Below are 12,229 nucleotides of genomic sequence, written 5' to 3' on the forward strand. Positions count from 1 at the left end.
TGCGTGGGCACGAGCGGCCGTCCCTTTCGGGCAGCGGTCGTGCCCCATGGCTTCCTGACGGGCCGGTACGACGCGGCATAGCGTCGACAGGTGACCCTGTGGACCTCTCTGGAACCGGCCGCGGCGACCGCGGACCCCGGCGGCACCACGACCGTACGGCTGCGTGTGCGCAACACCGGCGACATCGTCGACGAGTACCGCTTCGAACCGGTGGGGAACGTGGCCCCCTGGACGACGGTGGAGCCGCAGACGCTGCGTCTCTATCCGGGGACGACGGGCACGGTGGAGCTGACCTTTGCCCCGCCCCGTACCCCGGATGCGGCGGCGGGGCCGAACCCGTACGCCGTGCGTATCACGCCGACGGAGCATCCGGAGGCGGTGACCGTCCCGGAGGGGAATCTGACGGTCACGCCGTTCACGGAGGTGCGGGCGGAGCTGGTCCCGCCGACCGTGAAGGGACGCTTCCGGGGACGTCCGCGTCTCGCGATCGACAACATCGGCAACACCCGCGTGACGGCGTCCGTCGCGGGCACCGACATGGGCGACCACCTCGGGTACGAGTTCCGCCCGGGCAGCGTGCAGATCGAACCGGGACGCGCGGCGTTCGTCGACGCGACGCTGCGTCCACGCCAGATCATCTGGTTCGGGTCGAAGGAGCAGCGGCCGTACGCGCTGAGCGTGCAGCGGTCGGGTGCGGTGCCGTTGTCGGTGGACGGGACGTTCGTGCAGCGCGGGTTCCTGCCGCGCTGGCTGGCGACGGCCCTCAGCCTCACGGTGGCCCTGGGAATCGCGTTCGTGATGATCTGGCTGGCGTACAAACCGCAGGTCAACACCAGCGCCAAGGAGAAGCTCGCGGAGGCCGGCGCCACCGCGCTGCCCAGCCCGGCCGTCTCCGCGCCGTCCGCGCCGAAGGTGGACGCCTCCGCCGATCCGCTGCCCGAACAACAGACGCCGTCCGCCCCGGCGAAGGCGGACGCCGGCGGTGGCTCCGGGTCCGGCGGTTCCGGCAGCTCCTCGGGGTCGGGCAGCGGCAGCCAGAAGGACACCGGCAGTTCGGGCGGCTCCAAGACGACGGCCCCGGTGCCCGGCGCCATCATCATCGGCCAGGCCTCGAACCGGTGCATCGACGTCACCGACGCGCAGAACGGCAAGGGCAAGGACGGCACCCCGCTCCAGCTGTGGGACTGCGCCGGGTCGGCGAACCAGAAGTGGATCTTCGGCAAGGACGGCACCGTGCGCTCGCTCGGCCTGTGCATGGACGTCGCCTGGGGCTCGCGGGACGACGGCGCGGTCATCCAGCTGGCCAACTGCAGCGGCAACCCCGCCCAGCAGTTCGTGCTGAGCAAGGACCTCGATCTGGTCAACCCGCAGGCGAACAAGTGCGTGGACGCCAAGGACAACGGCACCGGCAACGGCACGAAGCTCCAGCTGTGGACGTGCTCGGGGACGCCGAACCAGAAGTGGCGCGCTCAGTGAGAACGGGATGACCACGCGGCGGTAGTCACCAGTTGGCTTCGCCGGGCACCAGGCGGCCCGCCTTCCGGTACTCGCGGCGGGCGCCTTCCAGCAGATCGCCGTCGCCGACCGGCTCGTCCCGGCCGGCGGCGAGGTAGGCGGCGGTGACGACCGCGCTGCGGATGGACCCGCCGGCCAGCTCGAAGTCCCGGGCCAGGGGCGCCGGATCGATGCCCTCGGCGCAGGGCACATGGACCAGCCCGTGCCGCCACAGCGCGAGGCGCTGTCCGGCGTCGGGGAACGGGAAGTCGACCACCAGGTCGAGCCGCCGGGTGAACGCCTCGTCGATGTTGGCGCGCAGGTTGGTGGTGAGCAGCGCGATGCCGTCGAAGGACTCCAGCCGCTGGAGCAGGTAGGCGCTCTCCATGTTGGCGTACTTGTCGTGCGCGTCCTTCACCTCCGACCGCTTCCCGAAGACGGCGTCGGCCTCGTCGAAGAGCAGCACGGCGTCGGTGCGGTCCGCCTCGGAGAAGATGCGCTCCAGGTTCTTCTCGGTCTCGCCGACGTACTTGTCGACGACGGAGGAGAGCTGGACGACGTAGAGGTCGAGCCCGAGTTCGGCGGCGACGACCTCGGCGGAGAGCGTCTTGCCGGTACCGGACTCACCCGCGAACAGCCCGAGCACCCCTCGGCCGCGCCCGCCGCCGGCACTGAGCCGCCAGTCGCCGAGGACACGGTCGCGGTGCCGGGCGCGCAGGGCGAGTTCCCGCAGCTGCGTCAACGGCCGCTCGGGCAGCACCAGATCCTCCCAGCCGACGTCGGGCCGGATCCGGCGCGCATGCCGCTCGAGCCCGGACGCCGACTGCTGCCGCGCGGCCAGTCGCACATGCTCGGCGGTGACCGGGCCCCCCTCGAAGGCGGCCAGCGCGCAAGCTGCCCGCGCGGCCCGCGCCACCCGCTCACCACCGAGCCGGTAGGGGGCGACGGTGGCGGCCAGGTCGAAGCCGGGGGCAGCGTCGGATGTACCGGCGGCGGTCGGGGCCAGGGCTGTTGCCCAGGTGGCCGTTCCGCCCGCCCGGCGGCGCGGTGCCTCCAGCACGAGGGGGTCGCGGGTGGACCAGTGCGGGTCGTAGGGGCGGGGGTCGGTGAGGAGGACGGTGACGTCCGAGGCGTCGGCCAACGCGCCGATCAGCGCGGCCGGTTGATCCGGCAGTCCGGACAGGACGACCGCCCGGCCACCGAGGCGCGCCTCGCGCAGGAGGCAGGGGAGGAGTTCGTCGGGCCCGGTGAAGCGGAGGGCGTCGACGCCTGCCGCGTGCAGGGCCGAGGTGATCGCGGCGAGGCCGTCGCCCTCGCGGTGTTCGCGCAGGTAGGCGGTGAGCGGGCCGCCCTCCCGCAGCCGATGCGCCAGCAGGTCGACGAAGCCCTCGTCGCCGGCGGGCAGCGGCGGGGGGAGCGGATGCAGGTGCCCGTGCAGGGCGGCGTCCGGGGTGTCGTCGCCGAGGAGGTGGGCGAGCAGCCGGTCCGGGACGCGCAACGAGCGGGACAGAAAAGGCCGTTCGGGTTCCTCGACGTCCAGCAGGCCGTACGCCCGCAGGGGCGCCGAGGAGTGGAAACGGGCCCGGGCCGCGGCCCGGTACGCGGGCGCCCCGCACAGTTCGAGGGCGAGCCCGACCGTGGCCCGCCGTCTGCTCACGTCGTCGTTGAGGTAGCCGTAGAGCGGCTCGAAGGCACGGTCGAGATCGGGCGCGAGCGCGATGAGGAGGATCGCGGCGTCGAGCTCGGTGAGCCGGAGACGGGCGGCGAGGGCGGTCAGGGGGTCGGCGGGGGTGGGCGTCGCGGTGGCGGTGAGGTCCTCGCCGGGGCCGGCCGCCCCGCCGGCGAGCAGCTGACGGACCGCCTCCTCGGAGAGGTACAGCCCGCGGAGCGGATCGGTGGCGGTGGGATCGTCGCCGGTCCGCCGATCGACCAGCCCGGCGACCCGCTCACGCAGCTCGCCGAGGCGCGTGAGCAGCACGGCAGCCTCACCCTCCGGGACGCCGACCCCGTGCGCCCGCCCGCCCGCCGCGGTCGCTCCGGCGCCGACGGCAGGTTCATGGTTGTCGGCGAGGGACGTCTCGGCGCCGGCGGCGGGCTCCCCGGCGTCCGGCAGGGTTGCCCTCGTACCGACTGCGGGTGCCCCGATGTCCGGCAGGGGCGTCTCGGTGCCGGCGGCGGGCTCCCCGGCGTCCGGCAGGGTTGCCCTCGTACCGACTGCGGGTGCCCCGATGTCCGGCAGCGGCGTCTCGGCGACGGCGGCGGGCTTCCCGTCGTCCGGCAGGGTTGCTCCGGTGCCGATCGCGGGTGCCCCGATGCCCGCCAAGGACGTCCCGGTATCGGCCGCGGGCTTCCCGGCGCCGGCGGAGGCGATGTCCTCCCCGGTGGCGACGGCCGAGTCCGGTCTCCCGGCGGCCACGTCCTGTCCCCCGGCGTACGTCCCGTTCATCGTTTCTCCGGACGTCGGGTCGCGGCCTCGCGGGCGGCGCGGGCAGCGGCCACCTGGTGGGGGCGGTGGGCCCGTTCGCCGGACTCCGGGGGGTCGCCGTCCATGCCGCGCAGGCGGACCGCCGCGCCCTCCGTGACCGGCGGCCCGGCGTCGTACTCGGGGTACGCCGGGAAGGGCGCCGTCACCACCAGGTCCAGGGACGGCTTGAGCTCACCGCCCAGGGCGGACCAGATCTCGGCGAGGGAACGGGACTCGCTCTGGACACCGGCCACCGTCAGCGGCACCGCCAGCCCCAACGCACCCAGGGAGCCCGGGAGTTCGTCGGCGGTGAGCAGCTCGCGCGGGAGAAGGGTCGCCAACACCGCCGACAGCAGCCGGTGTTCGTCCTGCGGTGTCCGGGTCCAGGCGGTGATGAGGTACGACAGCCTGAACCAGCGCGGGGGTTGGCGGCGTTTCACGACGATGTCCCGTTCGTCCCGCACCGCCATCTGGCCGCGCTGCCGACGGGTCACGTCCTCGCGGATGTCGTACAAGTAGCTGTTGATCACAGGGGCGTTGCGCCGGGCGGCCCAGTCGCGGGTCGGTGCCTCGAAGGACACCTCGATGCCGGAGCCGGCGAGCGCGCCGCCTCCGAGCAGGCCTTTGAGGACTTCGTCCACCTCGTGGATCACCGTCGTGCTCCTCAATCGCCGTACAGCAGCGGCCCCTGGGGCCTGTCCGGCCGATCGTGCCCTTGCCGGGTCGGTTTCCGCAGGCGCGCCGGGGTCGGCGACCGGGCACGACGCGCTGCCCGGGTGTCCGCCTTCGATTGCCCGTTCGGTCAGATGTAGCCTTCCCGCAGGGCATATGCCACTGCGTGCGCCCGGTTGCGCAGATGCAGCCGCGTCGTGAGTCCGTGCATGACGTTCTTGACGGTTCGTTCGGAGTAGGACAGCTTGCTGGCGATCTCTCCGGTGTCCAGGCCCTCGGCGACCAGCCGCAGGACGTCCACCTCCCGTGGCGCGAGCCCCAGGGAGGGGGCGCCGGGTCGGCCCGCCGCACCGCGGTGCATGGTGCCCACCTGGCTGATCAGCCTGCCGAGCAGGTCGGCGGGCAGGTCGCCGTCGCCCCGGTGGGCGGCCAGCACCGCCTGCACCAGCCGGTGCGCGGTGGCCTCGCGACGCCAGACGATGGCCCCGACCCCGCACTCGATGACGTCCAGCAGCTCGGTCTCGCGGATCGTGCCCACGACGAGCACCGCCCGCGCCCCCTCGCTGCGCACGATCCGCCGGAGCCGGGCAAGCGCCGCCTCGTCGAGGGTGTCCTCGATCAGCAGCGCCACCGTGCCGACGGCGGCCGAGAGCTCCTCGCGGACCTCGACCTCCGGGCGGGCGCGCAGCTGGCTGACGGCGCCCTCGCGCGAGATCGGGTCCGGTGCCTGGACGGCCACGGGAATCCGCCGCCGGGCACCGACGGCGGCACCGGTCTCTGGTGTCCGGGGTGAGCTGAGCAACCGTATCCCCCATGTTCACGGGCCCGCCGTCCGGCGGGGGCCGGTGACGGGTGGGTCAGGTCCAGAGTTCTGCGCCTCCTGCGGCGCGCGCAATCGTGGAGCACCACGAGGCGGACCACGAGAGCAACGCGTCCACGACCACGGTTCACCCGCATCGCCGCAGGTCAGATGCGGTAACCGCAGCCCCGTTCGGCCCGTCGTGAGCCTCGCCACAACGGCCGCGCGAACCCTTGCCCGACCGCAGAACCTCTACAGGTACACGTCCGACGTATCCGACAGCAGCAGGAGGCAGCGATGACCGGACCGTTGCGGGAACGCGACGACGCGCACGCACTGCTTGCGGCGCAGGCCGAGCACGTCCGCGCCGGGGGCGGCCGTCTCGTCCTGCTGCGCGGGGCCACGGGCACCGGCCGGTCCGCCGTCCTGGAGGCCGCCGCCGCGCACGCGACCCACCTCGGCCTGCGCGTCCTGCGCGCCCGCTGCTCCCCCGACGACAGCGCGCTGCCGTTCTCCTCCGTCCTCCATCTCCTCGGCCCCGTACCGGAGTTCGCGGACGTCGCCCCGGGCGTCGACGACCGGGGCAGCGCGGCGCGGCTCTGGCGGCTGCTGCGTTCGTACGCCGACGAGGCACCGCTCATGGTGGCCGTGGACGACGTCCACCTCGCCGACGCGGCCTCGCGACGCTGGTTCGTGGAGGCGGCCCGCCGTATCGACCGATTACCGGTGCTGCTGGTGGTCACCGAGCGCAGTCAGTACGACATCGACCCTCGGCCCGCCGGTCTCACCCACGCCCTGTCCCCGTCCCTGGTGCGCACCCACACCCTCGCCCCCCTCACCGACGACGCCTCGGCCGACCTGGTTCGCGCCGCCTTCCCGACGGCCTCCGACCGCTGGACGGCGGACTGCGTGCGCGCCGGTGCCGGCAGTCCGCTGTTCCTGCACGCCCTCTTCGACGACCTCGTCGGCGTCCCGCCCCCGAAGGCCCTCCCGCGGACGTGCGCCGCGCTGTACCCGGGCTCCTATCCGGCGGCGGTCTCCTGGTGGCTGGACAACGCGGGCCCGACGACGGCGGAGGTGGCCCGCACGCTCGCAGCGCTGGAAGAGGCGGAAGAGGCGGAGGTTGCGGAGGGGGCGGAGTCTTCGGAGGAGGCAGTCGCCGACGCCGACAGGGGCACCACCCCCGAATCCCGCACCGCCCTCGCCGCCCTCCTCGCCGACGCCTCCGGCGCCGACCACACCCGTGTCTCCGGCTGGCTGACGGCGATGACACGGCTCGGAGTGCTGCGCCCGGACCCGGCCGGCCGTCCCCGCTACGCGCACCCCCTCCTCCGGGACGCCGTACTCGGCGGCTGGTCCGCCGCCCGCCGTCAGGACGCGCACCGGGCGGTCGCCCAGGCGATGCTGCGCCGGGGCGACCATGTCGACGCCGTGGCACGGCAGTTGCTGGGCAGCGCACCGGCCGGTCTGCCGTGGGCGCTGCGTGTGCTGCGCGAGGCCGGCACCGTCGCCGCGCGCGAGGCCCGACCCCACGACGCCGTCCGCTATCTGCGCCGAGCCATCCGGGAACCCCTCCCCGACGACCTCCGCCAGCGCCTGCTCACCGAACTCGGCTCGCTGGAGTACGCCTGTGCCGACGCCCCGGCGGGCATCCCGCGGCTCGCCGAGGCGCTGGACCTGCCCGCCGACCCCCGCGACCAGGTCCGTACGGCGATCGCCCTGGGCACCGCGCTCGTGGGCCGCGGGGAGGTCCGTACGGCGGTGGCGGCACTGCGTCGCCTGGAGTCACGGCTGGCGGCCGGCCACGCCGACCTGGCCCGCACCCTCCAGACGGCGTCCGCGCTCCTGTCCGACCAGGACCAGACGATCCGCGGCGAGGCCTACCGCTGGCTCACCGACACCGCCGAACGCTCCCCGGAGCTCGTCGGCGCCTCCGGCCGGGCCCTCCTCGTGCGGTACGCGTCGACGGCCGGGGAGATCCCGGCGCGGGAGGCGATGCGACGTCTGCGCTCCCTCCTGACGGAACCCGCCGACCCCCTCGCCGAGCCGTTCCTGCTGGGCACGGCCGCGGCGGTGGCGCAGTGGGCCGACGAACTCGACGAGGCGGAACGACTGGTGGAACGCGGTCTGGCCGGCCAGCACCCGTCCCTGCTGCACCCGATGGAACAGGCCCTGCTGGACACCAGATGGGACATAGCGGCGGCACGGGGCACGTACGCCGTTCTGCTCGCCGCGCACCCCGGGGCCCCCGTCCGCCGTCACACCGGCGGCGGCCCCGCCAACCACGACGCGCACACCCTGCTGGCCCTGGTGGAGACGGGCCGTACGCAGGACGCCCGCCGCCTCGCGGACACCTTCGACCTCCGCGCCGCCCCCGACTCCTGGGAACTGAACCGCTTCCTCTACGCGCGGGGCGTGCTGCGGTTCACCGAGGGGGATGTCGCGGGCGCCCTCCACGACTTCCTGGAATGCGGCCGCCGTCAGTCCGCCCGCGCCGTCCTCAGTCCGGTCGTCACGCCGTGGCGGACGGCGGCCGCGGAGTGCCGGCTGGCGCTGGGCAACCCCCAGGAGGCGCTGGCCCTGGCGGCGGAGGAGCTCCGGCTGGCCCGCGTGTGGGACACCCCGCGCACGCTGGGACGGGCGTTGCGCGTCCTGGCCCGGGCGACGCGTGGACGGCGAGGCCTGGAACTGGGCGAGGAAGCGGTGGCCGTCCTGCGGAACTCACCGGCCGAAGCCGAACTGGTGGCCTCCCTCCTCGCCCAGGGCCGGCAGCTGACCGCCGCCGGCGAACGCACCCGGGGCCGCGACTACCTCCGCGAGGGCGCCGAACGAGCCGAACGCCTCGGCAGCGCACGGCTGTTGGCCTACGCCGACCAGGCCCTGCGCACGGCCGGCGCCCGCCGCACCACCCCCGCCCACACCGGCTCCGCGTCCCTCACCGGCAGCGAACGCCGCATCGCGGAACTCGCGGCGGAGGGTCGCACGAACACGGAGATAGCGGAACTCCTGCACGTCGCCCGCCGCACGGTCGAAACCCACCTGACGAGCACGTACAAGAAGCTGGGAATCCGACGGAGGGGGGAACTGCGGGAGGCGCTGGAGGAGTAGGGCAATCCGTGGGACGGCGGATTGCCGAGTTGCGAGCCGTTCCGGCCGACGCGATCCTGACGACATGGCGCTCCTTCCTTCGGACATGGTCATCGACGATTCGTCCGTGGGCTTCTTCTTCACCTGCTCCGACCGGCAACCGGCCCCGGCGCGCTACCAGTTCAAGTGCTTCGACCCCGAGGGAGTCCTGACCTCCGAGCAACTCCAGCTCCTGACCGTGAACACGACCCGGAACGCCCCGAATTCACGGGCCGAGATTCCCGACCGCGTCTCGGACGCCGTCCTCGAAACGCATTCCGACGCCCCGGTGACCCGGGCCCTGGCCGACCAGAACATCAGACTCCGGCTCGGCGGCTTGGTCGTGGGGGACTGGGACGTCACGTTCGGCGCCCCCGTGCAACCGTTCCGCCTCGACGGCACATGGACAAGAAAGGCGTAGCGCGAGCGGCCCCGGGATCCCATGAGATCCCCTGAGAGCTCTTCGGACCTACGATGAGGAGGCATGACAGTCGACCTCTTCGCGGGCATCCCCGTCAACGACTACTCAGCGGCGCTCGCCTGGTACGAGCGGCTGTTCGGCGCCCCGGCGATGTTCTTCCCGAACGACAAGGAAGCCGTCTGGGAGCTGGCGGAGCACCGGTACGTCTACATCGAGCACCGCCCGGGCCACCATGCCGGCCACGCCCTGCACACCCTCTTCGTCGACGACCTCGACGCGCGCGTCGCCGCCGTCACGGCCCGCGGCCTGACCCCCACCCGCCGCGAGACCTACGCCAACGGCGTCCGCAAGATCACCTACCACGACCCGGACGGCAACGAATTCGGCTTCGGCGGGGGTCCGGCGTGACGAGGCCTCCCGCCGCGCCGGAGGCGTGCGTCCACCGGGTGGGTGAATCTCGGGGGCGGCTGCTCGGATGTCGTACGTCGATTCGGTTCTTCATTCGATGGTGAGGGCTCCCGCTGTCGTGACTCGCCGATCGAAAGAGGCAGACCGTGACCACCATGGAGCTCGACTACAACAGCGACGCGATCGTCCAGCTGTTGGAGACACCCCCGAAGGACCGTTCCCTGTCGTGGCTGAAGAGCGCGCTGCAACAGGCGATCATGCTCGAACTCGCCACCCTGCCACCGTACTTGTGCGGCTGGTGGTCGCTGGACGACGACAGCGAGACGGGCAAAGCCGCCGACCGCGCCATCCGCGAGATCATCTTCGACGAGATGTCGCACCTCGGGCATGTCTGCAACCTGCTCACCACGATCGGCGGAAGTCCGCGCATCGCCGACCCGGCCGTGCTGGCGCCGTACCCCTGTCCGCTGCCCGGCGGGGTGCGGCCGAAGATCCATCCCGACCTGGAGGTCTACCTCAGCGGGCTGACGCAGGACTCGGTCGAGATGTTCTCGCAGATCGAGGCGCCGGAGAGGCCGCTCGCGCAGTTCGCGGAGGAGACGTTCGCGTCGATCGGGGCCTTCTACACCGCGATCCTGGAGGCCTTCACGCAGCACGGGAGCGAGATCAAGGGCACCCGACAGGTGATCGAGAACATGGCGGGGCACGGGGGGGGGAACAGCCTCTTCGCGATCAGGACCCTCGCCGACGCCGAGAAGGCGATCGAGATCATCAAGGAGCAGGGCGAGGGTACCGACCAGACACCGGAGAACACGTTCCCCGGGTACATGGGCGAGCTGTCCCACTATTACGTCTTCCGGGAGATCTTCCGCGGCCGGAAGCTGAAGAAGATCCAGGAGACCCCCCCGAGGTGGGACTTCCAGGGGGACGCCATCCCGATGCCGCACGCCCGTCCGATGGGCAGGGTGCCGAAGGGCGGCTGGGCGGCGGACCCGGACACCCGCCCCACCCCGACCGTGCAGGCCGAACTGGACAAGGTCAACCAGACGTTCAGCGACATGCTGCGCTCGCTGGAGAAGGCCTGGCAGCAGGACACTCCGGAGGAGGCGGGGCGGCACCTGGGCGCCGCGATCGGCAAGATGTTCGCGCTCGGTGAGCCGGCGATCAAGCTGATGGGGATGAAGCTGCCCAACGACAGCACCCTGCACTACGGCCCGGAGTTCCGGTACAGCCCGCCCCAGGCGTGACGGGCCGGGAGGCGAAGGGCGCGCCCTACCGCTCGAACCGTCACGTCGACGGGGCCCCCGACACCCTCACCACCCTCACCACCCGCACCGCAATGTCCACCGTCGTCCCGGTCGTCCCGTCGCTCCGCTTGCCCGTGCAGGTGAGCCGGGCGTCCGGGACGGCCTTCAGACCGGTCGGGCAGGTGACGTCGGCCTTCGTGCCGACCCGGGGGAGAGGGTGGTAGAGGCTTTCCGTGCGGCCGGACGCTGTCCGGGGCGAGGGCCTTCCGGCCGTCGACCAGGACGGTGTCGTACGCGTCTCCCCGCCCTCCCCGCCGCCCTCCCCCGCGAGGCGCAGGCCGCCGCCGTCCGCGTCGTCCAGGAGGCCCTGACAGACGTCCGGCGCCACGCCGCCGACGCCACCACGGTCACCGTCCGCCTCCGCCTGCGCCCCGACGGAGGACGCCTGGAGGCGACCGTCTCCGTCGCCGGCCGTGGCGGCGCCCAGTTCCCCGCCGAGGCCCACGGCGGCGGCTTCGGCCTCGTCGGCCTGCGCGAACGGGTCACGGCCCTGGGCGGCGAACTCCGCACGGGCCCGGGGACGGCCGACCACGGGCGGGAGGTCCGGGCGCTCTTCCCGGCCCGCTGAACCGACCTCCGGGTTCCCGGCGAGGCCCTGTGACAGGCCTGTGACCGGAGGAGTGGCTTCCGCCACAGCCGGGTGCTCGTGGGCCTGGTGGGGTGACCGGATGCGCTCCGCCCTCTCCGCCCTCTCCGCTCCCTCCGTTCTGCGGAGCTACCTGCCGCCGCTCCTGGTGCACGTGCTCATCGGCCTCCCGACGGCCGTCGTCGTGCTGTGCGCGCGCTGGTACATCGCCCACGGGCACTGCGACTACGGCGACCTCGGCCGCCGTGACCTGGACAACTGCACGTACGACCAGATCGAGGACAGCGGTTTCGTGCTCATCGTCTTCGTGCTGTTCGCCGTGTTCGTCGGCCTGCTGCTCGTCCTGTTCGACGGGCTCCGGCCCTTGAGGACGGGTCGTTCGCTGCGTCCACGGCTCCTGACCCTTCCCGCGATCCTCCTGCCGTACGCCGTGTATGCGGCGAGCGGTGGGTGACCGGAGCACGGGAGCGGTGGAGTAGTGGACCTGTTGGCGTTCTTCGGCCCGGTGGCCGTCACGCTCTTCCTCGTGCCGTTCGTCTTCGTCCTCCACTTCTGGGTTCGGGCCCGGGGGTGGGCCCCGGCCCGGCGGTGGGTGCTGCTCGGCTCGGTCGTGGCCGTGGCCGGGTACGGTGCGGCGACCGTCTACGGGCTCGCGTTCATCCACCCCTTGGACCTCTGCGCCTCTCCGACCGGCGACGGGGTGTACATGGACCTGATGCGCGACTACCGCCTCGACCACGTCACCGTGGACGCGTTTCCGCCCCGGGTGACCTGCGTCTGGGGGCGCGTCCTGCCGGACGGCGACCCCCAGGAGCTGGTGGTCTCGACGTGGGGGCGGTGGCTGATGTACGCGGGGCTCGCCGTGGCGGGGGCCGGTGCCTGGCGGGCCCGGCTCGGCCGGGATGCCCCGGAGATCCGCAAGAACCTTGCTTGACTTAGGCAAGTACCTGCT

Annotated in this window: 11 protein-coding genes; 8 read left to right on the top strand and 3 right to left on the bottom strand. The window is 73.0% G+C overall.

The features are described 5' to 3' along the window. Positions 1–90 precede the first annotated feature (90 nt). Positions 91–1,476, top strand: coding sequence for a ricin-type beta-trefoil lectin domain protein (locus OG289_RS26760; RefSeq protein WP_327316565.1), 1,386 nt, complete (start codon positions 91–93; stop codon positions 1,474–1,476). Positions 1,477–1,501: 25 nt separating this feature from the next. Here the strand turns inward: OG289_RS26760 and OG289_RS26765 are convergent, their stop codons facing one another. From OG289_RS26765 to OG289_RS26775, 3 genes are all read right to left on the bottom strand, one after another. Further along, a complete protein-coding gene (locus OG289_RS26765; protein WP_327316566.1) occupies positions 1,502–3,940 on the bottom strand; it encodes an AAA family ATPase in 2,439 nt (812 codons plus the stop codon). Next, complete coding sequence (locus OG289_RS26770) at positions 3,937–4,611, bottom strand: DUF4255 domain-containing protein (protein ID WP_327316567.1); 675 nt, start codon at positions 4,609–4,611, stop codon at positions 3,937–3,939. Before OG289_RS26770 ends, OG289_RS26765 begins: the two co-directional genes overlap by 4 nt. Before the next feature lie 149 nt (positions 4,612–4,760). After that, positions 4,761–5,432, bottom strand: coding sequence for a helix-turn-helix transcriptional regulator (locus OG289_RS26775; RefSeq protein WP_442818959.1), 672 nt, complete (start codon positions 5,430–5,432; stop codon positions 4,761–4,763). Between the two features lie 294 nt (positions 5,433–5,726). Between OG289_RS26775 and OG289_RS26780 the strand changes: the two genes are divergently transcribed. The 7 genes from OG289_RS26780 (at position 5,727) to OG289_RS26810 (ending at position 12,211) form a co-directional block, all read left to right on the top strand. Next, positions 5,727–8,537 (top strand): AAA family ATPase, encoded by a 2,811-nt coding sequence (locus OG289_RS26780; protein WP_327316568.1) that lies wholly within the window; start codon positions 5,727–5,729, stop codon positions 8,535–8,537. 64 nt (positions 8,538–8,601) lie between these two features. Next, entirely contained in the window at positions 8,602–8,976 is a 375-nt protein-coding gene (locus OG289_RS26785) for a hypothetical protein (RefSeq protein WP_327316569.1), read from the top strand. A gap of 63 nt (positions 8,977–9,039) precedes the next feature. Beyond that, positions 9,040–9,384 (top strand): VOC family protein, encoded by a 345-nt coding sequence (locus OG289_RS26790; RefSeq protein WP_327316570.1) that lies wholly within the window; start codon positions 9,040–9,042, stop codon positions 9,382–9,384. Positions 9,385–9,539: 155 nt separating this feature from the next. Then, positions 9,540–10,631: a ferritin-like domain-containing protein gene (locus tag OG289_RS26795; RefSeq protein ID WP_327320811.1), complete on the top strand. Its 1,092-nt coding sequence runs from the start codon at positions 9,540–9,542 to the stop codon at positions 10,629–10,631. Between the two features lie 217 nt (positions 10,632–10,848). Next, positions 10,849–11,259 (top strand): ATP-binding protein, encoded by a 411-nt coding sequence (locus tag OG289_RS26800; protein WP_442818960.1) that lies wholly within the window; start codon positions 10,849–10,851, stop codon positions 11,257–11,259. A gap of 100 nt (positions 11,260–11,359) precedes the next feature. Beyond that, positions 11,360–11,731 carry a hypothetical protein gene (locus tag OG289_RS26805; protein ID WP_327316571.1) on the top strand — a complete coding sequence of 124 codons (372 nt, stop codon included), beginning with the start codon at positions 11,360–11,362 and terminating at the stop codon, positions 11,729–11,731. A 24-nt stretch (positions 11,732–11,755) separates the two neighbouring features. Then, entirely contained in the window at positions 11,756–12,211 is a 456-nt protein-coding gene (locus OG289_RS26810; RefSeq protein WP_327316572.1) for a hypothetical protein, read from the top strand. The last annotated feature ends 18 nt before the right edge of the window (positions 12,212–12,229 follow it).

The sequence above is a fragment of the Streptomyces sp. NBC_01235 genome (assembly GCF_035989285.1).
GTDB lineage: Bacteria > Actinomycetota > Actinomycetes > Streptomycetales > Streptomycetaceae > Streptomyces.

Excerpts from the sequence above, each read along its gene's own strand:
- OG289_RS26805 (WP_327316571.1), top strand. The coding sequence starts at position 11,360 with ATGCGCTCCGCCCTCTCCGCCCTCTCCGCTCCCTCCGTTCTGCGGAGC.
- OG289_RS26795 (WP_327320811.1), top strand. The coding sequence starts at position 9,540 with ATGGAGCTCGACTACAACAGCGACGCGATCGTCCAGCTGTTGGAGACA.
- OG289_RS26780 (WP_327316568.1), top strand. The coding sequence starts at position 5,727 with ATGACCGGACCGTTGCGGGAACGCGACGACGCGCACGCACTGCTTGCG.
- OG289_RS26765 (WP_327316566.1), bottom strand. The coding sequence starts at position 3,940 with ATGAACGGGACGTACGCCGGGGGACAGGACGTGGCCGCCGGGAGACCG.
- OG289_RS26790 (WP_327316570.1), top strand. The coding sequence starts at position 9,040 with ATGACAGTCGACCTCTTCGCGGGCATCCCCGTCAACGACTACTCAGCG.
- OG289_RS26785 (WP_327316569.1), top strand. The coding sequence starts at position 8,602 with ATGGCGCTCCTTCCTTCGGACATGGTCATCGACGATTCGTCCGTGGGC.